This is a genomic window from Duganella phyllosphaerae (assembly GCF_001758785.1).
Taxonomy (GTDB): Bacteria; Pseudomonadota; Gammaproteobacteria; order Burkholderiales; family Burkholderiaceae_D; genus Rugamonas; species Rugamonas phyllosphaerae.
Window position 1 is genome coordinate 171,422 of sequence record NZ_LROM01000090.1, and the last position, 22,560, is coordinate 193,981.

Annotated in this window: 26 protein-coding genes; 23 read left to right on the plus strand and 3 right to left on the minus strand. The window is 60.8% G+C overall.

What is annotated here, in order from left to right; all coding sequences use genetic code 11:
- Nucleotides 1-246: 246 nt before the first annotated feature.
- From DUPY_RS14705 to DUPY_RS14715, 3 genes are read right to left on the minus strand one after another with little or no spacing between them, the layout of a single operon-like run.
- Nucleotides 247-462, minus strand: a complete 216-nt coding sequence (locus tag DUPY_RS14705) for a hypothetical protein (protein WP_070249136.1) — start codon at nt 460-462, stop codon at nt 247-249.
- On the minus strand, nt 459-1,526 hold the full coding sequence (locus DUPY_RS14710) for a phage portal protein (RefSeq protein WP_229255377.1): 1,068 nt from the start codon (nt 1,524-1,526) through the stop codon (nt 459-461). The genes DUPY_RS14705 and DUPY_RS14710 overlap by 4 nt, the downstream gene beginning before the upstream one ends.
- Entirely contained in the window at nt 1,523-3,322 is a 1,800-nt protein-coding gene (locus DUPY_RS14715; protein ID WP_070249280.1) for a terminase ATPase subunit family protein, read from the minus strand. Before DUPY_RS14715 ends, DUPY_RS14710 begins: the two co-directional genes overlap by 4 nt.
- 136 nt (nt 3,323-3,458) lie before the next feature.
- On the opposite strand from DUPY_RS14715, the gene DUPY_RS14720 reads away from it, so the two are divergent.
- The 23 genes from DUPY_RS14720 to DUPY_RS14820 all read left to right on the plus strand — a co-directional run bounded on the left by DUPY_RS14720 (nt 3,459) and on the right by DUPY_RS14820 (nt 22,476).
- A complete protein-coding gene (locus tag DUPY_RS14720; RefSeq protein WP_070249137.1) occupies nt 3,459-4,262 on the plus strand; it encodes a GPO family capsid scaffolding protein in 804 nt (267 codons plus the stop codon).
- A 60-nt stretch (nt 4,263-4,322) separates the two neighbouring features.
- Nucleotides 4,323-5,342, plus strand: a complete 1,020-nt coding sequence (locus DUPY_RS14725; protein WP_070249138.1) for a phage major capsid protein, P2 family — start codon at nt 4,323-4,325, stop codon at nt 5,340-5,342.
- Complete coding sequence (gpM, locus tag DUPY_RS14730; protein ID WP_070249139.1) at nt 5,342-6,058, plus strand: phage terminase small subunit; 717 nt, start codon at nt 5,342-5,344, stop codon at nt 6,056-6,058. The genes DUPY_RS14725 and gpM overlap by 1 nt, the downstream gene beginning before the upstream one ends.
- 108 nt (nt 6,059-6,166) lie before the next feature.
- A complete protein-coding gene (locus DUPY_RS14735) occupies nt 6,167-6,670 on the plus strand; it encodes a head completion/stabilization protein (RefSeq protein WP_071651643.1) in 504 nt (167 codons plus the stop codon).
- Nucleotides 6,670-6,879: a tail protein X gene (locus DUPY_RS14740; protein WP_070249141.1), complete on the plus strand. Its 210-nt coding sequence runs from the start codon at nt 6,670-6,672 to the stop codon at nt 6,877-6,879. The genes DUPY_RS14735 and DUPY_RS14740 overlap by 1 nt, the downstream gene beginning before the upstream one ends.
- Before the next feature lie 64 nt (nt 6,880-6,943).
- Nucleotides 6,944-7,318, plus strand: coding sequence for a hypothetical protein (locus tag DUPY_RS14745; RefSeq protein ID WP_070249142.1), 375 nt, complete (start codon nt 6,944-6,946; stop codon nt 7,316-7,318).
- Complete coding sequence (locus DUPY_RS14750) at nt 7,315-7,890, plus strand: glycoside hydrolase family 108 protein (RefSeq protein ID WP_229255378.1); 576 nt, start codon at nt 7,315-7,317, stop codon at nt 7,888-7,890. The genes DUPY_RS14745 and DUPY_RS14750 overlap by 4 nt, the downstream gene beginning before the upstream one ends.
- Nucleotides 7,887-8,408, plus strand: coding sequence for a lysis system i-spanin subunit Rz (locus DUPY_RS14755; protein ID WP_070249143.1), 522 nt, complete (start codon nt 7,887-7,889; stop codon nt 8,406-8,408). The genes DUPY_RS14750 and DUPY_RS14755 overlap by 4 nt, the downstream gene beginning before the upstream one ends.
- Nucleotides 8,392-8,880: a phage tail protein gene (locus tag DUPY_RS14760; RefSeq protein ID WP_070249144.1), complete on the plus strand. Its 489-nt coding sequence runs from the start codon at nt 8,392-8,394 to the stop codon at nt 8,878-8,880. Before DUPY_RS14755 ends, DUPY_RS14760 begins: the two co-directional genes overlap by 17 nt.
- Nucleotides 8,877-9,353: a phage virion morphogenesis protein gene (locus tag DUPY_RS14765; RefSeq protein ID WP_070249145.1), complete on the plus strand. Its 477-nt coding sequence runs from the start codon at nt 8,877-8,879 to the stop codon at nt 9,351-9,353. Before DUPY_RS14760 ends, DUPY_RS14765 begins: the two co-directional genes overlap by 4 nt.
- A 123-nt stretch (nt 9,354-9,476) precedes the next feature.
- Nucleotides 9,477-10,433: a YiiX/YebB-like N1pC/P60 family cysteine hydrolase gene (locus tag DUPY_RS27250; RefSeq protein WP_071651644.1), complete on the plus strand. Its 957-nt coding sequence runs from the start codon at nt 9,477-9,479 to the stop codon at nt 10,431-10,433.
- Between the two features lie 102 nt (nt 10,434-10,535).
- A complete protein-coding gene (locus DUPY_RS14770) occupies nt 10,536-11,195 on the plus strand; it encodes a phage baseplate assembly protein V (RefSeq protein ID WP_070249283.1) in 660 nt (219 codons plus the stop codon).
- An 8-nt stretch (nt 11,196-11,203) separates the two neighbouring features.
- Nucleotides 11,204-11,539 carry a GPW/gp25 family protein gene (locus tag DUPY_RS14775; RefSeq protein WP_307188194.1) on the plus strand — a complete coding sequence of 112 codons (336 nt, stop codon included), beginning with the start codon at nt 11,204-11,206 and terminating at the stop codon, nt 11,537-11,539.
- Nucleotides 11,536-12,435 (plus strand): baseplate J/gp47 family protein, encoded by a 900-nt coding sequence (locus DUPY_RS14780; protein ID WP_070249147.1) that lies wholly within the window; start codon nt 11,536-11,538, stop codon nt 12,433-12,435. Before DUPY_RS14775 ends, DUPY_RS14780 begins: the two co-directional genes overlap by 4 nt.
- Complete coding sequence (locus DUPY_RS14785; protein ID WP_071651645.1) at nt 12,428-13,141, plus strand: phage tail protein I; 714 nt, start codon at nt 12,428-12,430, stop codon at nt 13,139-13,141. Before DUPY_RS14780 ends, DUPY_RS14785 begins: the two co-directional genes overlap by 8 nt.
- Before the next feature lie 47 nt (nt 13,142-13,188).
- On the plus strand, nt 13,189-15,693 hold the full coding sequence (locus tag DUPY_RS14790; RefSeq protein WP_070249149.1) for a phage tail-collar fiber domain-containing protein: 2,505 nt from the start codon (nt 13,189-13,191) through the stop codon (nt 15,691-15,693).
- Between the two features lie 62 nt (nt 15,694-15,755).
- Nucleotides 15,756-16,931: a phage tail sheath protein gene (locus DUPY_RS14795; protein ID WP_070249150.1), complete on the plus strand. Its 1,176-nt coding sequence runs from the start codon at nt 15,756-15,758 to the stop codon at nt 16,929-16,931.
- A gap of 50 nt (nt 16,932-16,981) precedes the next feature.
- Nucleotides 16,982-17,491 (plus strand): phage major tail tube protein, encoded by a 510-nt coding sequence (locus DUPY_RS14800; protein WP_070249151.1) that lies wholly within the window; start codon nt 16,982-16,984, stop codon nt 17,489-17,491.
- Between the two features lie 59 nt (nt 17,492-17,550).
- The gene (locus DUPY_RS14805; protein WP_070249152.1) at nt 17,551-17,856 is read left to right on the plus strand and encodes a phage tail assembly protein; all 306 of its coding nucleotides are present in this window, start codon (nt 17,551-17,553) and stop codon (nt 17,854-17,856) included.
- Between the two features lie 8 nt (nt 17,857-17,864).
- Nucleotides 17,865-17,978 (plus strand): GpE family phage tail protein, encoded by a 114-nt coding sequence (locus tag DUPY_RS27255; protein WP_071651646.1) that lies wholly within the window; start codon nt 17,865-17,867, stop codon nt 17,976-17,978.
- Nucleotides 17,979-20,633: a phage tail tape measure protein gene (locus DUPY_RS14810; protein ID WP_070249153.1), complete on the plus strand. Its 2,655-nt coding sequence runs from the start codon at nt 17,979-17,981 to the stop codon at nt 20,631-20,633.
- Nucleotides 20,634-20,644: 11 nt separating this feature from the next.
- Entirely contained in the window at nt 20,645-21,253 is a 609-nt protein-coding gene (locus DUPY_RS14815; RefSeq protein WP_070249154.1) for a phage tail protein, read from the plus strand.
- Complete coding sequence (locus DUPY_RS14820; RefSeq protein ID WP_070249155.1) at nt 21,250-22,476, plus strand: phage late control D family protein; 1,227 nt, start codon at nt 21,250-21,252, stop codon at nt 22,474-22,476. The genes DUPY_RS14815 and DUPY_RS14820 overlap by 4 nt, the downstream gene beginning before the upstream one ends.
- Nucleotides 22,477-22,560 lie beyond the last annotated feature (84 nt).

A 22,560-nucleotide genomic window follows, 5' to 3' on the forward strand; every position in this document is an offset into this window, starting at 1 on the left:
CCAGCCGTCATGCGCCACCAGCCATAACGCAAATTTGAGTCATAAGAGGCCCATATAGCGGGCAGGTGTGGAGTGGGGACAACTGCGCGCGCCAGGCCAAAAAGGTTGTTTTTATTGCCTCTTATGCAACTCGCAACCTATGGGCGTGAAAAAGCCGCCTCATGGGCGGCCTGTGGGGTGGCTGGGGGCGGTCCTGCGTTATTGAGTAATGCCGGCACGGCGTGGCAGGAATACGCGCCCTGGTGCCTATCCTGGGCGGCCTGCGCGCGCCTTCGCCGCGAGTTCCTTATCATAATCGTCGCGGCATTCTACGCCGCAGAAACTCAGGGCCGACGGCACCAGCTCTTCGCAGTAGTGGCAGCAGCCCTGCGCCACCAGCGCGGGCCGGCCACGGACGGCGGCCAAGCCCCGCGCCACCTCTGCAAAAATGATCTTGTCGGTCTTGTCGATGTGGTCGCTCATGCTGCGCCCTCCCCGGATTTGGCCAGCTCGTACGGCGCGAACTTCACCACCTCCACGCCCGCCCACTCGTTAATGGCCATGAACTGCGTTTGCAACGGTTCGAGCTCGTTGCGTGCGAAGACCCGCGCGGCCGGCTCGACAGCGCCGAAGCCGCCCGCATTGTTAGGCAGGATGCCCATCAACTGCGGCGGCACCCGGTGCGCGGCCAACTGGTCGTCCCGCGTCACGCTCTTGATGTTGAAAAATTCATCCTTCGCGGCCACGTCCGACACCGGCAGGATCTGGATGCCGTCCTTCTTGCCGTTGGGTGCGTACATGAACAGGTTACGGAAATTGCCCGGTCCTTTGCTGTCGCGCATGGCCTGGCGCAGATTGTCCACGTCCTGCGTGTTGGCGGCGGCGTCGGTCATGTAGAACACGAAGCCGGCGTGCGAGCCGTTCTTGTAGTATTTGCGGCGGAACAGGGTGGCCGCCTCGTTGAGCCAAGCCGATTGCAGCGCGCTCAGGTATTGCGGTACGCCGTACAGCTCCTGGTTAACGTCCGGTTCCATCAGGTGGAACACCCTTCCCTTGTCGAACTGGTGCACCGTCTGGTAGGCGTTCACGAAAAAATACGTATCCAGCTCGACGCCACGCCGCATGTACTTGGCCAGGGCGTGCTCGTACTTGAGCGGCATGCCGCTGCGGCTGGGCCGGTCTTCCAGGTAGGCATTGCCGAACGTCAGAAAGTCCAGCGCCATGCGCTTGAAAGCGTCGCGCGACAGGTACTTGCTCGGCATCAGCGTTGACGCCAGCACGTTGGCCTTGAAGTGGATTGCGCTGCTGTGGTGCACGCCGGCGTTGAACGACTTGGCCAGGCCCGCCAGGTTGACAGGCGGCTCGTACCAGTTGCCGTTCTTCCAGCATTCGAAACAGTCGAGGATATCGGCGTGCTCGAGCACGGGCGTTGGGTCGCCAAACGAAAACGCCTCAATGCCGGCGGCGCTGGCCGGCGCCGTGCTGGCCGCCGGTGGCGTGTGTTCGGCCAGGCGGCCGCGCGCGCGCAGGTGTCGTGATTTGCTCAAGAATACATCTCCATGAATGATTGGTTGTTGTCGGTGGTGCCTTCGAACGGCTCGTGATCGAGGGCGTGCATACAGGCCCATGCCAGGTCGGCATGGCCGGTCTCTTCGTTACGGCCGGCGACGTAGGTGACGTTGCGGCCGCTGGGGGTGAGGGTCTTGCGGATGGCCATGAACGACTGCGCGATGTCGGTCCAGCCAGCATCAAATTCCAGCCGTGCGTGGCTGACGATGTTCTTGGCCTTCAAGACCATGCGGGTTTTGACTTCGGGCGAATAGTTAATCGCCGTGGCGGCCGGGAAGAACTGGCGCACGATGGGAAACACGCCGATGCCCATGCCAGTGGTGTCAATCCCAATGTATTCCACATTAAAGCGCTGGGTCATCAGGCGGATCTCTTCGGCGTGGTCTTTAAAATCCTTACCGCGCCACTGGTGGCGTTCCAAGATGCGGAACTTGCCGCCGGCGGTCATGGGCGGCGCCAGCACCACGCAGCCAGCGCTGTCGCCGTTCAATGCCGGGTCGTAGCCGATCCATACCGGTCGGTTGCCGAACGGGCGCAGTGATGCCAGCGGTTTGTAGTCGTCCCAGTCCACCCAAGAATCGACCATGCAGCGCTGCAAATCGCCAAGCGGGAAGACCGAGGCCGAATCGTCGATGAAGTTGCACATCAACAGGTTGTCGAACTGGTCCGGGCTGTATTCGAAGTTGCGCAGCTCGTCGATGTCGAACAGGTTGCAGCCGCCGCGCTCGGCGTCCATGATCGTGACGATCTGGCGCCAGATCTTGTCCTCGCCGGTGAAGCCAGAAGACAGGCGCGCGTGGCTCACGTCGATGTTGAACTGGTCAGCCTTGGCGCGGCGCTTGTTGAACAGCTCGCCGGTCCAGAATGGGTATGCCTGGTGCGTGGTCGAGGATGGCGTCGAGAAATACGTCTTGCGCCATTTTTTGTGAATGGCCATGCCGCTGGCCACCTTGTTGAGCTCCTGGAAATTCTGCGTCCAGAAAAATTCATCGAAATAGAAATTGCCGTGGTAGCCCTGCGCCGTGCGCGCGTTCGTCCCCAAGAAGTACAAGTGGGCGCCGTTCGGCAGCACGATGGGGTCACCGGTCAACTCGATGCCTGCCGCCTCGCGGGCGAACTGCACGATGTACTGCTTGAACACGTGGGCCTGACTCTTGGAGGCGGACAGGAAAATCTGATTGCGGCCCGTCTCCATGGCGTCGGCCAGCGCCTCACGCGCAAAGTACCAGGTGGCGCCAATCTGCCGGCTTTTGAGGATGGCGCGCGTGCGCTGGTCGCCATTGCGATACCAGACCTTTTGATAATCGAAGAGCGAATCCTGAAACGCATCGAGCAACTGGATTTTCTGCTCTTCGCTGAAATCGTTGCGGGTGGGCTTCTTCTTCGGGCCGGCGTTGCGATTGGCCAGCTTGGGGTTCAGATCCACCTCATTGCCGCCCGGCTGCTCATACCGGCGCACGCGCGCCATCTGCACGATGGTGCGCGCCAACAGGTCAATTTCCTTGTAGTCGCTGCCGCTCTTGACTTCCTTTTCGATCAGTTTGACCAGGCGCAGCTCCGCCGACGCTTCCACGTGCTCGATGGCTTGCGCCTTGTCCCACTCGTCGCGCGTCTTCCAGCTGTTGATGGTGCTGCGCTTAATGCCGAGGTGCCGGGCGATGGACGAAACGCGCCAGCCCTTCCAGTACAGGGCGCGCGCAGCACGGCGCGGCTCGGATTCCGGAACCGCCAGTTCGGCGATTTTGTCTTCGGGTTTGAGTTCGATTTCTAGCATGCCGCCAGCGTAGGCGCTGCGCGCGCGCAACGGTTGGGCGCGCGGGTCGGTATGCCCCATAGCAACCTGCTCGGCATTGAATGCAAGCGCCAAGAAGTTGACCATGGCGTTATCCGATCAACCGAGAACGCCCACCATGTCCAAACCATCGACCCCAACATCGAAATTCTTCCGCGTCGCCACCGAAGGCGCCACCACCGACGGCCGCAATATCGACCGCGCCACCATCGAACAAATTGCCGCCACCTACAACCCGGCCACCTACGGCGCGCGCATCTGGCTGGAACACATTCGCGGCATCCTGCCCGACAGCCAGTTCAAGGCATACGGCGATGTGATCGCGGTCAAGGCCGAAGAAGTGGATACCGACAGCGGCAAGAAACTAGCCCTGTTCGCGCAGATCGAGCCTACCGCCGAGCTCGTCGCCATCAACAAGGCCAAGCAAAAGCTGTACACCAGTCTGGAAATCCAGCCCGATTTCGCCGACTCGTCCAAACCCTACCTGGTGGGATTGGGCGTCACCGACAGCCCAGCCAGCTTGGGCACTGAAGCGCTGAAATTTTCCGCCGGCCGCAAGCAGCAAACCGACAACCTGTTCACGTCCGCAGTGGAGGTGACGCTGGAATTTGAAGAGCCGCAAGGCGGCAAGCTGGCCGACGTCGTCAGGGGCCTGCTGGCGCGCTTCTCCAGCGCCACCGGCAGCAACGCGGCGCAGTTCGCCGACATCACCGAAGCGGTGCAAGAGCTGGCCGGCCACGTTGTCACCGCCAGCGACAACTACGCCGCTGCCGTCAAACGCATCGACGCGGCGGAAAAGGCGCTCAAGGCTACCCAAGAAGAGCTGGCCACCTTCAAAACCCAAATGGACGAAGCGCCAGGCAACGGCCCGCGCCGCCCGGCCGCTACCGGCAACGACGGCGCCGTGCAGACCGAGTTTTAACAGGCCGCCTGCGCCACTACCAATCACAACATCAGCAACCCCAACAACGGAGCATCACCTATGAAGAAGCAAACGCGCCAGGTATTCGCCCAATATGAAACCCGCCTGGGCCAACTGAACGACACGGACAATGTGGCCAAGACGTTTAGCGTCACGCCGAGCGTGCAGCAAAAGCTGGAAACGAAAATGCAGGAATCGAGCGAGTTCCTGACCAAAATCAACATCATCGGCGTCACCGATCAGGAAGGCGAGAAGCTGGGCCTGGGCGTCTCCGGCCCGATTGCTAGCCGCACCAACACCAAAACCAAGGATCGCGAAACGCGCGACCTGTCAACCATGGACGGCACTAAATACCGGTGCGAGCAAACCAACTTCGACACGCACCTGGGGTATGCGAAGCTCGATGCCTGGGCCAAGTTCCAGGACTTCCAGTCGCGCGTGGCCAATGCCATCCTCACCCGCCAGGCGCTCGACCGCATCGTCATCGGTTTCAACGGCCTCAAAGCGATGGCCGACACCGATCTGGACGCCAACCCACTGCTGCAAGACGTCAATAAAGGCTGGTTGCAGCACTTGCGCGAGCTGGCGCCCGAGCGCGTGCTGGGCCTGGCCGGCGCCGGCCTGCCAAGCAAGATCGTCGTCGGCGACGTGGAAGGCGCGGACTACGCCAATCTGGACGCCGCTGTCACCGACGCCGTCAACCTGCTGGACCCGTGGTATCAGGAAGACACTGGCCTGGTCGCCATCGTCGGCCGCAAGCTCTTGAGCGACAAGTATTTCCCGCTGGTCAATGCCAAGCAGACGCCCACGGAAACGCTGGCCACCGACATCATCATCAGCCAGAAACGCATCGGCGGCTTGCCGGCGGCACGTGTGCCGTACTTCCCCGACAACGCGATCCTGATCACCCGTTTCGACAACCTGTCGATCTACTTCCAGGAAGGCGCGCGCCGGCGCCGCGTGGAAGACGTACCGAAGCGCGACCGCATCGAAAACTACGAGTCGTCCAACGATGCGTACGTCATCGAAGATCTGGGCCTGGCCGCGCTGGTGGAAAACATCGAGCTGAAAGACAAATAATGACCACCCAGTCCCCCGCCCTGCGCCACCGCGCGCGCATGCTGGCCGAGCGCACGGCCGGCGCCGCCGCGCCGCTGGGCGTAACCACCGGCACGGCTTACGAGCTGATGCTCTACAAGCTGGCCGATGACCGCCGGCGCTTGAAGTCGATTCAGTCGGTCGAGCGCAAGATCGAGGTCAAGGCCACGCTACTGCCGGAGTACACGCAATGGATCGACGGCGTGCTGGCCGGCGGCAAGGGCGCGCAAGATGACGTGTTCGCCACGCTGCTGGTCTGGCACATCGACACGGGCGAATACGAACGTGCGCTGGTGATGGCGGCGTACGCACTGGAATACAAATTCACCCTGCCCGAAACCTACAGCCGCGACATCGCCACGTTGATGCTCGACGAGTTCGCGGAAGGCTACTTGCACGGAAAGCTGGCGGCAGATCCACAGCACGCGGCGCAGGTGCTGTGCGCTGTCGAGCAGTTGACGGCGGCCCACGACGCCCCCGACCAGGCGCGCGCCAAGCTGCACAAGGCCATCGGCCTGTCCATGGTTGCGGTGCTCGACCAGGCCGACGACACCGACATCGCGCCGGCGCTGATCGCGTCGGCCGAGCAGGCGATGGACCACCTGAAACGCGCTCGCTCATTGTCGGAAGCGTGTGGCGTCAAAAAAGATATGGAACGGCTGGAACGGCGCATCAAGCGCGCGGCCGGTTCCGCGTAAGCGTACCCCCGCAGCACGGGCGGCACGGGGGGATTTTGGCCACGCATCGACAAAGATGCCAACCAAATGAACCCCGTCCACCGCCTCCCCCTTTTAAGAGCACTCCCTATGTCATTTATGGCCCTGCCCCCATGGTATCCGCCGACCGTCATGACACCGGCGCCGGCGCCGGTTCCCGGCATCATCGAGAACGACGGCTGGTTTCCAGATATCGCCTTAATCGAAATGCGCGACGCCATGCGGCTCGATGGCACCGTCACCGACGCGCGCCTGGTGCAAGCCGTGGTAGATGCCGTCCTGCACGTCAACCGCGAGCTGGCGACGTGGCAAGCGCTGCACGCGCAGGCCGGCATTGCCGCGCTGGCGGAGGTGCCGGCCACGCGCATCAACCGCGAAAGCCGCCTGCTGGCGCAGTATCGGCGCGCCGTCTACAGCACGGCCAAAGCGGATCTGATCGAGCGCTACCGCGACTATGACAGCACGGCCACATCGCTGGCCGACAAGAAAAGCATGGAGTGGCTGGACGAGGCGCCAGGCGCGCAGCGACGCAATGCGCAGTGGGCCATCGCCGATATGGTCGGGCGCTCGCACCTAACCGTGGAATTGATCTGATGCAGGTGCGCACCCAGCAACACGATACCGTCGATGCGCTGGTCTGGCGCTACCTGGGCGACGGCGCCGGCTATGTCGAGCAAACGCTGGAAATCAACCCAGGGCTTGCCCAGCACGGCGCGGTGCTACCGTCTGGTTTGCTCGTCACCTTGCCCGAGCCAGCGCCGGCCACTGGTCAGGCCACCGACATCGTGCAGCTTTGGGACTAGGCCCGTATTTCCTTTTTTATGAACCATGAAAAATTTACCTACCATCACCCCGGAGAATCAAGCTATGTCCGCAGAATCGTTTGGCAGTTTCGCCGCCTTGGTCAAGCTGTACGGCTTCAAGGCGGCTATCGGCATGGTCGGCGCCGCCATGCTGTACATCGTGCTGCCGCCGCTGAACGCGGACGGCACGTTCAACAAGCGCGAGTTCGTCGCGCGCCTGGCGTGCGCCGGCGTCTTCTCTTGCCTGCTGGGCAGCACCGTATACCAAATGCTGTGTGCGCAGTTGCCCACCATCGGCGCCATGGTCAACGCCTCTGCCGTCGATCTGGTCGTCGGCGCGCCGGCGTGGTGGGTATCGCGCGCCGTCGCCCTATGGTTCCAGCGCCGCAGCGACAAGGACATTGCCGAACTGGCGCGCGCCGCCAAGGAATCGATGTGAGCGCCCCAACCATTGCCACCGAATTCGCAGCGATCATCAAGGGCGTGATCGACGCGGTCCTGCGCGCAGAAGGCGGCTACGTCAATGACGCGGCAGATCGTGGTGGCGAAACCAATTTCGGCATCACGGTGGCCGTGGCGCGCGCCAACGGCTACACCGGCGCGATGCGCGACATGCCCGAAGCGGTAGCGCGCGCCATCTACACGGCCCGTTACATCGCGGAGCCGAAGTTCGACAAGGTGCTGGCCATCCATGCCGGCGTCGCTGCCGAGCTGATCGACACCGGCATCAACATGGGGCCGCACCGCGCGGCCGAGTTCCTGCAGCGCTGCTTGAACGGCTTCAACGACACCGGCGCCCGCTATGCCCCGCTGTTCGTGGATGGACGATTGGGCGAACTGTCCCTTGGCGCGCTGGCTGCCTTTTTGAAATGGCGCGGGCAGGAAGGCGCGTTGGTGTTGCTGCGCGCGCTCAATGGCGTGCAGACAGAGCGCTATCTGGCCATCACCGAAGCGAACACGACCCAGCGCCGCTTTTTGTACGGCTGGATCAAGGAACGGGTGGCCATGTGACAGCATCGATCTGGCGCCCACTGGTTGCATGCCTGCTGTGCGGCGCCGCGCTGGGCTGGACGGCGCAGGGCTGGCGTAAGGACGCCACCATCGCCGGCCTGCACCAGGTGGCCGCCACCAGCGCAGCCAACGCCGCCAATCGCCTGACCCAAGCCACCGCCCGCGTGCTCACGTTGGAGCGCGCCGCCGGCGCCGCCATGGTGCAGCGTGCCGGCAAACTCACCGAGGAACAAGACCATGCGAAAACTGAACGCGACCGCTTCAATGCTGCTGTGCGCAGCGGTGCTGTGCGGCTGTCAATCCCTGTCGCCAGCGGCCAGTGCACCACCGGCGCCGGCAGCGACCATTCCCCCGCTGCCGGCGGCGATCAGCACCAAGCGCGAGCCGAACTTGACCGCGAGACTGCGGCAACTCTTGGCGCCATCGCCGGCGACGGCGACGACGCCATCCGGCAACTAAACGCCTGCATCGACGCCTACCACAGCGTCATGGAGAAATTCAATGTACAAGCCCAATAGCCTGCGCCAGCACCTCGCGTCCGCCATCCCTGAACTACAGCGCGACCCGGAACGTCTGCTGGTGTTTGCGGACGAGGGCAACGTCGTCGCCTCCGCCACGGCATCGCTGTCGTTCGAATACCGCTTCAAGCTGAACCTGATCGTGACCGATTACGCTGGCGACGCCGACGCCATCATGGTAGCCTTGATCGCCTGGCTCAAGGTCCACCAGCTCGATCTGATGGCCAACGAAGACCGGCGCAAGAACGGCATCAGCTTCGAGGTGGATTTCAATAATCATGAAACGGTCGATATCTCGATCAAGCTGGACCTGACCGAGCGTGTGGCCGTGCAGAGGGGAAACCAAGGCCGCCTGGACATCAAGCACGTGCCCGAACCGCAAGCCACGCCCGGATACGCCAACGAGTTCTGGACTCTCTACGCCGGCGAGTCGCTACTGGCCGAGTGGCAAACCCCGCAGGCGGATAAATGAGCGACGATCTGCGTGCGCTGGAATCGTGGGCGGGTGCGCTGCTGGCCAAGTTGCAGCCGGCCCAGCGCCGCGCCATCAATCATAAGGTGGCCATTGATCTGCGCCGCAGCCAGGCGCAGCGCATCAAGTCTCAACAGGCGCCCGATGGCGCCGCTTATGTAGCCAGGAAAAAGCGAAAAGAGTTGCGGGGAAAATGTGGGCGCATCAAGAGGCAGAAAGCCGAGATGTTTTCGAAGATCCGCACGACAAGGTATTTGAAGGTGAAGGCGACCGGTGATCTGATCGAAGTTGGCTTTGTAAGTCGGGTGGCTCGCGTCGCACGCGTCCACCAATTCGGCGAATCTGATCGTGTGCCGCCACATGGAAGTGCTTACGAATATCCAGTTAGACGGTTACTGGGATTCAGCGAAACTGACGAAATCTTAATTCGTCAGTCACTCCTTAAAAACCTCTCAGAAAATCCCCTCTTCTGAAGCGCCATGTTCAAATGATTGAGCATCCCACGCGCCAACCAAGCTATACTATTTCCCGGAAATACCCTAGAGTTAAAAAACCTTTGGCAACCTCATAAATAGTTTTAATTTAACATCATTGTTATGAAAAATTTAAAAGACATGGCACGCAATATTGCCGCAGCCGAAATTTTCAGCCACATGGCGTCAAAGGAAAAATCGCAGAAGTTATACGATGAGCTCAAGTCACAGCCGGATGAAATGCTTGATTTTATGGCAAAATTCAGCGGTATCCCTGAGCATCACTTGTCGATTCATCGAGCCATGGTAAAAGGCGAGGATAACCCTTTCACTGACGGATTGAAAAAAGTTGATGGACTGTTTAAAACAGGTGACATCATACTGATGAAAGGAAAAACAGAAAATGCTGAAAAACTAGTAAGGCTTCAGCGAAAGCTCTATTCCAACACGCGTTCGAGCCACGTCGCAATCGTCCACGCTGATTTTATTTGCATCGATGCAATGCCAGGAATTGGGGTTACAAATAGATTAGTTCATGAAATTCTCTCTGATGTAGAGGACAACTGGAGAGTCATTCGCCCACGAAATTTAGATGAGCACGCAAGGCAATTAATTACTCGTGCTTGTGTTTTCTACCTCGCACAACCGTATAAGATCCTTCCCTCAACGAAGTCAGCAAAAACATATTCATATTGCTCTGAGTTAGCCAGAAAAGTTTATGACAATACGGGAATCTCCACACTGGGAATTCCTAACAATAAAATAATTAAGCCCTCCGATTTTGACAAACTCGCAGATCTACAATCCCAATGGGTAGATGTGACAGAGGAAATTCGGCCTGCCGTCGATTTTTTCAGAACCTACCCGGAATTAATGAAAGTTGCATCTAAACTTTTCGTTGATGGACTTAAACTAAATCGACAACGCTTCAAAGAAAGAACTGAGTCTTTAAAAGATATTCGTCTAGCTGCAAAAGCAGGGAAAATTTCACGAGAGAAGATGTTGGAGTTGATAAAGATTATCAAGGAAATCGAAAATAATATGAACCATACTTTCTGGGACGTATCTCGCCCCGCCTGACTATCAAGGTAAATTTAACAGTGTCATCCTGAACAGTCGTTAAGCTCATTAACAACCCGCCTCCGCGTGCATCCGCACGCGGACTTCGGCAACATGCATTGCATGAACGCCGACCTGTCCGACCTCCTCCGCTTGCTGCAAAACCTGATCCGTCTGGGCACCATCGCCCAGGTCAATGGCGCGAAAGCACGCGTCCAACTCGGGCCGCAACTCACCAGTGAATGGTTGAACTGGATCACCCCGCGCGCCGGCAGCACGTGCGCCTGGTCTGCGCCCACTGTGGGCGAACAAGTGATAGTTATCTCACCAGGCGGCGACCTGACGCGTGGCGTCATCTTGCCGGCGCTGTTCTCCAAGGCATTTGACGCGCCCGAGTCGAGCGACACCATACACACCACCCATTATCCTGATGGCGCCGTGGTGCAGTACGACCATGCCGTGCATATTCTGAGTGCCAGCCTGCCCGGCGGCACCGCCATCATCACCGCCGACAAAGTCACATCAGATGCCCCCAGGACCATCTGCACCGGCGACTTGACCGTGATGGGAAACTTGGTTGTCCAGCACGATGCCACGGTAACGGGCACCGCCGCATTGAATGGCGGCATGACCGCCAAAGCCGGCGCCGCTGGCGGCACCACGATGACCGTGGAGGGCAGTATTAAGGCCAGCGACGACGTGCTGGCCGGCGCGGTCAGCTTGGCCAAACACCCGCACAGCGGCGTCAAAGCTGGCAGCGACAAGTCGGGCGGGCCACTGTGATGCAAGGCATGAACGCTACCACCGGCCGCGCTATGTCAGGTCTCGCCCATATCCAGCAATCCATTACCGATATCCTGACCACGCCCATCGGCTCGCGCGTCGCGCGCCGCCGCTACGGATCGGAAGTCCCGGAGCTGATGGACCAGCCGTTGAACAACGCCACCATTCTGCGCGTGTACGCCGCCACCGCTTATGCGGTGCGCCTGTGGGAGCGCCGCATTGATCTGACCGACATGCAGTTTGAAGTCGGACAGGGCGGCGCCGCATCCTTGATCCTGTCCGGTACAACAGATGGACAATCTGTCCAGCTTGCGGTGGACGTCCGCCAAGGAAGCGCGGCATGAGCACCATCGACCTGTCGCTGCTGCCCGCGCCCAGCATTGTGGAAGTGCTGAACTTCGAAGACATCTATGCCGAGCGCAAAGCGGCTCTCGTGTCGCATTTTCCAGTCTCCCAGCAGGATGAAGTCGCGCGCGCCCTTGAGATTGAATCCGAGCCAATGGCAAAGATCTTGCAGGAGAACGCCTACCGCGAGCTAGTTTGGCGCCAGCGCGTCAACGATGGCGCACGCGCCGTGATGCTGGCCTTTGCCACCGGCGCCGATCTGGACCAACTGGCCGCCAACGTCAATCTGACGCGCCTGGTCGCGGTTCAGGTCAATGGAGACACAACCATCACCACGGTGGAGACTGATGCCTTGCTGCGCGAGCGGATCCAGTTGGCCTATGAGGGCTTGTCGGTGGCCGGCCCCCGCAACGCGTACGTCAAGCACGCCCGCGACGCCGACGCCCGCGTGGCTGATGTCACTGCCACGTCCCCGGAACCATGCGAGGTGGTCGTCACCGTTCTGTCCACCGCTGGCGACGGCACCGCCGCCAGCGACTTGCTGGACGTGGTGCGCGCTGCCTTGAGCGATGAAGACGTGCGACCGCTGGGCGACCGCCTGACGGTGCGAACGGCTGGCATCGTGCACTATGCCATCCGCGCCACGATCTACCTTGAGTCCATCCCGGAAGCGGAACCAATCCTGCAATTGGCCGGCGAACGGGCCGCTGCCTACGCCGCCGAACGTCGCCGCCTGGGGCGCGACGTGAACCGCTCCGCGATCACCGCAGCGCTGCATGCCGAGGGCGTCAAAAAAGTGGTGCTGCATGAGCCAGTCGACGATATCGCTGTCACTAACGTGCAGGCGGCATTTTGTGACGGTATCGACATCGTCAACGGAGGCGAGCGTGGTTGACCTTCTTCCGCCAAATGCCACCAGGTTAGAACGCAACCTCGCCCGCGCTGGCGCTTTGATCGACCGCGTCCCGGTGCCACTGCGTGACCTGGCCAACCCTGAAACCTGCCCTGTATCAGCTCTGCCATTTCTGGCCGCCGCTTTTTCAGTAGACCACTGGGAACCCACTTGGCCAGTGAGCACTAAGCGCGCTGTGATTCAGGCCGCATTCGCAGTGCATAAAAGCAAGGGCACCATCAGCGCCCTGCGCCACACGCTGCGTCACGTCAGCGCCGGCATCCATGTGCGCGAGTGGTTCCAGTCCACGCCGCCGGGTCCGCGCGGGACATTTCAATTGGAACTCGATGTGCTGGGTACCGGCATCACCGGCCCGATGTATGACGAAATCGACCGCCTCGTGGACGACGCCAAACCTGTGACGCGCCACATGACCGGCTTGACCATCAACGTGGGGTTGCGGGGCTCATCCCCCATTGCGGCAGCAGTCCATCTTGGCGACACGCTGACGGTGTATCCGCGCTCAATCGAGCTGAGGGCCACTGGCTTGTGCAAGATCGGCGGCGGCATCCATACCGGCGACACGATGACCATCCAGACCATGCCCGCGATAGAAATTCGTGTGCGCGGCGCCGCCCGCGTGGCTGCCGGTATTCACCTCGCCGACGTGCTCACCCTCTATCCGAGGCGACCGCTCCCGCCAGATTGAGCTTCCCCTGAACCAAGTTACCCGTTCAATAATTTTTAGAGGTTCGTATGTCTCAACAAGAAGAGTATTTCGCCGTCCTGACCGCTGCCGGTGAGGCCAAGGATGCAGCAGCCAAAGCCGGCGGCAAGCCGCTCAAATTCACCACCATGGATATCGGCGACGGCAACGGCATCGTGCCAACGCCGGATCCGGCGCAAACGCAACTGGTCAACCGTGTTTTTCAAACCAAGCTCAACGAAGTGGAACTCGATCCGCTCAATTCCAGCCAGGTAATTATCGAAGGCATCATCCCCGAACAAAGTGGTAATTTTTGGGTGCGCGAGGTTGGCATCCGTGACGACGATGGCGACCTGGTCGCGGTGGGCAACTGCGCACCAAGCTATAAGCCGGTGATGGCGCAGGGGTCTGCGCGTCACCAGCGCATCCGCATGATGCTCGTCGTCTCGAGCGCTGACACGGTGCAGTTGCAAATCGACCCGGGTATCGTCATGGCAACGCGCGAGTATGCTGACCAGGCCGGCGCCAAGGCTGAGTTCATCCAGGTGGGCAGCACCGTACCTATCAAGGTGGCCGAGAAGCTGCGTCAAATCGTCACCATGCAAGACTTGGGCGGCGCCGGCGACTTCGACATGAACAGCCAGAAGGGAACCAACAATTTCTTCAAGTTGGTGGACTTCACACGCGTGTACAACGACTGCCCGGTGGTCCATTTCCCATTTATTACTGGCGAGACCAACGTGTACTACTTCGCCTACGAGTTCGTCTACACGTTCCTGCGTGGTGCGCTGAAAGTCACTGCAGACAAGGGCGTTAAGTTCTACAGCAGCAACGTGGCGTTTGACTGCGAGATCGGGGAACACATCGAAGTGCACAGCCCATTCAAAATGGGAATGCATTATCTGGACAAGGGCGATACCAGTTTTCCGCAGCCGCTGTCTAAAAAGAAACGCTTTGTCGGCCGGGGAGACTTGATTAAACCCATGGTTCGGGCCGTCAAGCCATCTGCGGATTTCCGCCCCCTGGTGCTGGTCTGGCCTGGCAGTAACGCCAACGGTGGCTCCGACCTTGAGGTGCTGGGTGTGAGTGCCGCCGTGACACTGAGCGAGAGCGCGATCATCTTCAACAGCCCCGGAACAGGTGCGTTTGACGGCGCGGGCATGCGCTTGCGGGTCGGACAGCGGCTGAGTGCACGCGTCGTTATCCCTTCGGGGATGGGGGACTTCCACCCCTGCGTATTCGCCCGGACGGCGCAGGGCTACTACGGTATCAAGACGGCGACCGGGCGCACAGTGGTGCATGAGAAAGAAGCCGGCTTGCCGCCCATGACCGACGCCTGGCAGAAGCCTGCCGACGCATATCGCCAGCTTCACCAGTCGTTCGATATGGCCGTGGCGGTGGTCACGGTCGCGCTGCTCGATGCCTTCACGGTGCAGATCCTTGTGAACGGCGCGGTGTTCTATCAAAGGCGTACCAAGGAACCAGTTCAGGAAGTCTTCTTTGGCGGCTATCTGGCGGGCCCGGTCAACAATTGCGTTTGGACCGACTTCTACTTGCAGGAGGGCTTCGAGCGGGCATCGACCGATCTGATCGGCCTGTATTACATCGGCGACTCTCGGCAGGCGGAAAATACCAGTTGCCCGGCACGTTATTGCGCGCAATATCTGGACGGTTCTCTGGGCGCGCGGGTGATCCAGTACAACAACCAGGCGGTGGGTGGCCATGATTCTGCCGCGCAACTGGCGATCCTGCGACAGAACGGCATTCCGCCAGGCTCCACCGATGTGGTCATCGCCTGGGGCACGAATGACGCCCAGGGCCAAAGCAGCGTCGATGCACTGTATGCCAACACCATTGAAGCAATCAACATCGCCAAAGCAGCGCATGCCAACGTCATCGTTGATGTTTTCCCGCTGTGGTACACGCAAGACCAGGCCGGCCCTCGCGGACAGAAATCGCTGAACTATGGATTGGCGACGCCATACCGCATGGCACTGCTGAAGGCTGCGGCCGCCACCAGCGTGCCGGTGGTGGATGGCCTGACGGAATACGGCCTGTTGATCGCCAACATGGTCAACCCGGACCTGGTGCCGAACCTGACCATGTTCGACCCGCTCATCCCGGACAACATCCACGGCAATCCGACATTGGGCAAGCTGCAAGGCTTCGCGCATGCCAAGACGATTCTCGGTCAACGCAACCTTGTTGCCCATGACCGCGTTGATTGGCGAGCGATGCCAGCAGTGTGGACCAGCGCTAATTCGGTGGTGAATGGCTTCGTGGCCACCAGCGCGCAATACCGCGTGGCCACCGATGGCGACGTTGAATTCGCGTCCACCTACACCATCGGCGGCAATCGGGCCAACGGCACCATCGTGCAATACATGGGGCGGTTGCTCACTCCACGGGCGCCGGTTCAATTTCAGGTCACGACAGAGAAATTTGAGACCGGCTACGCCGTGCTGGGCATTGACGGCACCTTGAAAATTTACGGACTGGCGGCGAGCACCGGCACGACCCTCACGGCAATCTCGCGGCTTTATGCAACTGCTTAACGATGCGCCGAGCGCCTGTAACGCGGGCGTTCAATATTTTTCACTCAAAGATAGGAACTGTTATGGCAACTGACTACCACCATGGCGTGCGCGTCATCGAAATCAACGAAGGCTCGCGCCCGATCCGCACGGTCTCCACGGCAGTGCTGGGCCTGGTCGCCACGGCAGACGATGCCGATCCGGTCGCGTTCCCGCTCGATACCCCGGTGCTGGTCACCAACGTGCTGGCCGCCATGGGCAAGGCTGGCAAGGCCGGCACGCTGTACCGCGCACTGGAAGCTATCGCCGCGCAGACCAAACCGCTGACGGTCGTGGTACGCGTGGCCGAAGGCGACACCGAAGCCGAAACCACCAGCAACGCCGTGGGCGGCGTGTCGGTAGACGGCAAGTACCTGGGCGCCAAAGCGCTGCTGGCCGCGCAAAGCAAGCTAGGCGTCAAACCGCGCATTCTGGGCGCGCCCGGCATCGACACCCAGGCCGTCACCAGTGCGATGGCCAACGTCGCCCAGCAGTTGCGCGGCTTCGTCTATGCATCGGCGCACGGCTGCGCCACCGTTACGGAAGCGACCGCCTACCGTGGCAAGTTCGGCCAGCGCGAGGTGATGATCATCTGGCCCGATTTCGTCAACTGGAATACCGCGACCGACGCCGAAGCCAGCATGTCGGCTGTGGCCTACGCCATGGGCCTGCGCGCCAAAATCGACGAAGAAACCGGCTGGCACAAAACACTGTCCAATGTGGTCGTCAACGGTCCCACCGGCATCACCAAGGATGTGTTTTTCGACCTGCTAGATCCGGCCACCGATGCCGGCGTGCTCAACGCCAAAGAGGTCACCACCATGATCAACATGGGTGGCTACCGCTTCTGGGGCTCGCGTACCTGCGAAGTGCCAGGCGGCTTCTTCTACTTTGAAAACTACACCCGCACCGCCCAGGTGCTGGCCGACACCATCGCCGAAGCGCACTTCGCATTTGTCGATTTGCCGCTGCATCCGTCACTGGTGCGCGACATGCTGGAAAGCATCAACGCCAAGTTCCGCGATCTGGCGCGCCAGGGCTACATCATCGACGGCACTGCCTGGTATGACGAGCAGGCCAACGACAAGGACACGCTCAAGGCTGGCGTTCTGGCCATCGACTACGACTACACGCCAGTGCCGCCGCTGGAAAACCTCAAATTCCAGCAGCGAATTACCGACCGCTACCTGGCCGACTTCGCCTCGCGCATCACCGCCTAAACACCAACCTGCCCGCCGCGCGCGGGCGCATCGAATCACCGGAGAACGATATGGGAATGCCCCGCAAACTGAAAAATTTTAATCTGTTCCAAAACGGCGTGTCCTTCATGGGCATGGTGCCGGAAGTCACACTGCCCAAGCTGAGCCGGAAAATGGAAGAGTACCGCGCCGCCGGCATGACCGGCCCCGTGTCGGTCGATTTCGGCAATGAGGCGTTGTCGCTGGAATGGAGCGCGGGCGGCCTGATTGTCGAAGCATTGAAACAATACGGCGCCAGCTCGCACAGCGGCGTGCAGTTGCGCTTCGCTGGCGCCTACCAGGAAGACGACGACGGCAGCGTGGCGGCCGTTGAAGTGGTCGTGCGCGGCCGTTACAAAGAGCTCGACCTCGGCACGGCCAAGATGGCCGACGACACCACGCACAAGTACACCATGGCGTGCAGCTATTACAAGCTCATGGTCGATGGCGCCAACGTCATCGAACTCGATTTCATGAGCGGCATCGAGAACATCGGCGGCGTCAGCGCCAACGACGCCATCCGCAAGGCCATCGGCCTGTAGGCCGTGGCGAACGTAGTTTCTAACCATCCACCAATCCATCAACAATTTAAGGAAGCATCATGACCAATACCCAATCTCACGCCGTTATCGAACTCGACGAGCCAATCAAACGCGGCGATAGCCTGATCACGTCCCTGACGGTGCGCAAACCGAAGGCCGGTGCCCTGCGCGGCGTCTCCCTGATCGAGCTGGCCAATCTGTCGGTATCGGCGCTGCAGGTCGTGCTGCCGCGCATCACCGAACCGACCCTGACCGCGCACGACATCGCCAACATGGACCCGGCCGATCTGCTGAGCGTGGGTGCGGAGGTAGGCAATTTTTTGGTGAGCAAAGCCGATCGCCTCTCGGTATCCCCGGCGAAGTAGAAGACGCCATGGCCGACATCGCCAGCGTGTTCCACTGGGCACCGTCGGCGATGGACGATTTTACGATCAATGAATTAATGTCCTGGCGCGAGCGCGCCAGGCAGCGAAGCGGAGCAGAATAGATGGCGGGTCGGGATCTGAAATTACAGGTGGTATTTGCGGCGCTGGACAAGATCACCGGCCCTCTCAAGAAAATCGTCGGTGGGTCGAACGAGACGGCCAAGGCGTTGAAGGCCACCAGCGACCGCCTGCGCGATTTGAACACACAGCAAAAAAACATTGGCAAATTCCGCGAACTACACGCCGGCCTGGACGCCACGCGCACCAAGCTCGATGCAGCGCAGCAGAAGGTCGCCGGCCTGGCCAACAAAATGAAGCAGGTGGAAAATCCCACGCGTGCCATGACGCGCGAATTTAACGCCGCCGTCAAAGCGGCGGGCGCGTTGAAGACGGCCGGCCAGCAGCAGGCCCAACAATTGCAGATCATGCGCGAGCGCCTGTCGGGCGCCGGCATCGGCACCAAAGACCTGGCCAATCACGAACGCACCTTACGGCGCGAGATTGAAGCTACCAACAAGACCATGGCGCAGCAACAGCAGCGACTGGCCAACACCGCCGCCAAACAACAGCGCGTTACCGCTGCCACCGCGCACGCGGACAAGCTGCGCAGTAAGGCCGGCAGTATGGCTGCGGCCGGCGCCGGCGCGACCGCTGCCGGCGCCTTCGTCGGCGCGCCCATCGTCAAAGGCGTGAATGAGGCGAAGCATTACCAAATAGAGGTGGGCCGCGTCAACGCGCTGGGCCTGGGCGACAAGGTATCGGCCGAAGCGGTTGCATTCGCCCGCAACATGAAGACCTACGGCACGAGCCAGCTCGACAATTTGCAACTCATGCGCGACGGCATGAGCGCCTTTGCTGACGTGCACCATGCGGAAATGGTGGCGCCTACTCTCGCCAAAATGAAATTTGCGAACCATGCCTTTTTCGGTGAAGAGGAAGGCGCGGACAACGAACGCAAGTTCATGGACATGCTCAAGGTGATCGAGCTGCGCGGCGGTCTGGAGAGCAAGGAAAAGTTTGAGGCCCAGGCCAATATCGTGCAGCAGGTGATCACGGCCACGGGCGGGCGCGTGGGCCCGAATGAATGGCTCAACATGATCAAGACCGGCGGCCTGGCCGCCAAGGGCTTGCGCGATGACGCGTTCTACTACCAGATGGAGCCGCTGGTGCAGGAGATGAGCGGCAACAGGGTCGGCACGTCCCTGATGAGCGCGTACCAGAACTTGTACCAGGGCAGGACCACGAAGCGGTCGGCCGCCAAGCTGGAAGAGTTTGGCTTGATTGGCGACAAGAGCAAGGTCAAGCACGACAAGGCGGGCCAAGTATCGTTCCTCGACCCCGGCGCTCTGCTGGGCGCCGACCTGTTTCGAGAAAACCAGTTCGAATGGATGGAAAAGGTGCTGCTGCCGCAACTGGCAAAAAAGGGCATCAGCGAGCGCAGCAAGATTCTCGACGCTATCGGCAGCATTTTTTCAAATCGCACCGCGTCGAACCTGTATTCGCAGATGTATTTGCAGCGCGCGCAGATCCACAAGAATGAAAAGCTCAACCGTGGCGCCGCCAACATCGGCACACTGGAAAAGCTGGGCCGCGACTCGGCAGGCGGCAAGGAACTGGAAGCCCAGTCGAAGCTGGCCGACCTCAAGCTGACCATGGGTGAAAAGATCCTGCCCATGTATTCGCAAGCGCTTGAAATGGCGATCAGCGCCGTCACACGCTTAAACGGATTCATGGAGCGCAACCCGACAGTGGCCAAGGTTATGATTGCGGGCTTCTCCGTGCTGGCGGGCGTACTGCTGGTGCTGGGGCCGTTGATGCTGGGCATTGCCGCGCTGGTGGGGCCGTACGCCATGCTGTACGTCATGTTTGCCAAGATGGGCGTGGCCGGCGGCGTGCTCACGCCCATCATGCGTGCGCTGGGCGGCTCGTTGATGTGGGTGGGCAGAGCAGTGCTGTGGATTGGGCGGGCCTTTATGCTCAACCCGATTGGCCTGGCTGTCACGGCAATCGCCGGCGCCGCCTACCTGATCTACAAATACTGGGAACCGATCAAGTCGTTCTTCGGTGATGTCTGGTCGCAGATCAAAATGGCCTTCGCTGGCGGCCTGTCTGGTATCGGTAGCCTGATCGTTAATTGGTCCCCGCTGGGCCTGTTCTACCAGGCCATGTCTGGCGTGCTGGGCTGGTTCGGCATCAAGCTGCCGGCGCAATTTACCGAGTTCGGCGCCAACATCCTGGGCGGCCTGGTCAATGGCATCAAGAACTCCATGGGCGCCGTGAAGGATGCGATTAGCAGCGCCGGCGCCAGCACCATCAGCTGGTTCAAAGAGAAGCTGGGCATCCACAGCCCAAGCCGCGTGTTTGCCGAGCTGGGCGACTACACCATGCAAGGGCTCGCTGTCGGGCTGGACCGCAGCGGCGGCAAGCCGATAGGCGTTGTCAGCGGCCTGGCGCAGCGCTTGACGCAGATGGGGGCAGGCATCGCCATCAGCGCAGCAGCCGCTCTGCCCGCCAGCGCGTTTGATACGCGCCCGCCGCTGGGGCAGCGCGCCGCCGGCGCCGGCATGATCGTGCAAGGTGACAAGATCGAAATTACGATCCAGGCGCAAGCCGGATCAGATCCCCAAGCCATCGCCCGCGCGGTGTACGCCGCGATGGAGCAGCGCGACCGCGAGAAGGTGGCGCGCATGCGCTCAAGCCTGTTTGATCGAGAATAAAGGAAAGCACCATGATGATGATTTTGGGAATGTTCGTGTTCAGCTTGCCCACGCTGGCCTATCAGGATTTTCAACGGCAAACCGAATGGAAGCACGCCAGCACGGCACGCGTGGGGATGCGGGATGCACACCAGTACGTGGGGCCAGGTGACGACACCATTACGCTGTCGGGCTGGGTGGCGCCCGAACTGACCGGCTCCCTGTATTCGCTCGATGCGCTGCGCATGATGGCCGACACGGGCAAGTCGTGGATCCTGATACAGGGGACCGGCCGCGTCTTCGGTTCGTACCGCATCACGGGCATGACGGAGGGCCGCAGCATTCTTGACGCCCACGGCTCGGCGGCCCGCGTCGAGTTTTCGGTATCACTGAAACGCGATGACGACGGCGTGCTGACCATGCTGGGCCTGGGTGACATCGGCGACCTGAAAAACATGCTGAGCATCGACAGTTTGACCAGCGGCATTGCGGGCAGCGCCAAGAGCGCTGTCAGCAGCGTGGTGGGCAATGCGGTCGATGGCATTACCGCCAAGTACGGCGGCGTGGTCGGCGACATGAAAAACAAGATCGGCACCACCATCAGCGGCGCCATTGGCAATGCAGCGGACAAGCTCAAATGACGGACCATATCCCCACATTCAAGATCAGTATCGAAGACAAGGACTTGACAGCAATCGTTTCGCCGCGCCTGGTCAACCTGACGTTGAACCTCTGCCGAGGAGACGAGAGCGACCAGCTCGATATCTCGCTCGACGACAGCGACGGCAAATTGGCGCTGCCGCCGCGCGGCGCGCAGATCGCTGTGGCGCTGGGGTGGCAGTCGAGCGGGCTGGTCGATATGGGAAAATTCACGGTCGATGAAGTGGAACACAGCGGCGCGCCTGACACCATCACTCTGCGCGCCAGGTCGGCCAATCTGATCGACAAATTCAAACGCCAGGAAGAGCGCAGTTTCCACAATACGACCCTGGGCGCCATCATCGAACTGATCGCCTTCCAGAATGAGCTGGCGTCGGGCATTTCGGCCAGCCTGCGCGACACGGGCGTGCCGCACATCGACCAGACCCACGAAAGCGACGCGGCATTTCTGCGCCGGCTGGGTAAGAAATACGACGCCGTGGCCACCGTCAAGAACGACACGCTGCTGTTTATCCCGATCAACCAGAGCCGCACCGTCAGCGGCAAGGCGCTACCCGTGATCACGATCACGCGCGCCTTGGGCGACGGCCACCGCTACCACAGCGCGGAAAGCAACGCCTACACCGGCGTGCGCGCGTTCTGGCATGACGAGCGCTATGCACGCCGGCGCAGCGTGGTGGCCGGCGTGCCGGGCAACAGCAAGCGTCTGCGCACCATCTTTGCCACGGAAGCCGACGCGCGCGCGTCCGCCGTGGCGGAGTGGCAGCGGATCCTGCGCGGCCTGGCCACCTTCGAAATGTCGCTGGCCTTGGGCAACCCGGCCGTGTTCCCGCAATCTCCGGTGACGGTGAAAGGTTTCAAGCCAGAGATCGACGCCACGCCATGGCTGTCAACCAAGGTCACGCACAGCCTGGGCGGTAGTGGTTTTACCACGCGCGTGGAGTTTGAAACGAAGACGGAAGTGGTCGAGGCTGAGCGCGAGGAAGAGAAAGACCCGGACGAAGGCATCACGGGAGTGCTGGCCAAGTGGACGGACGTGGCGGCGAAGAAAAAAAAGGAGGGACAGGAGCAGGCTGGTGCCGCTGGTACGCTCAAGACGCTGGAGCATATTTACCATAGCAAGCAGGCCGCGAAGCGGGCGGTCCTGCATGCCTGGCGACATATTCAGGAAGTGCGGAACATCATTCGTGAAAACGGAGAATAGTCTGGAAGCCTAAGTAAGTGGGGGCGCCACTCTCAAATGAAACAACATATACCGTGTCTACAACCTAGGCCGCCAATTACTACT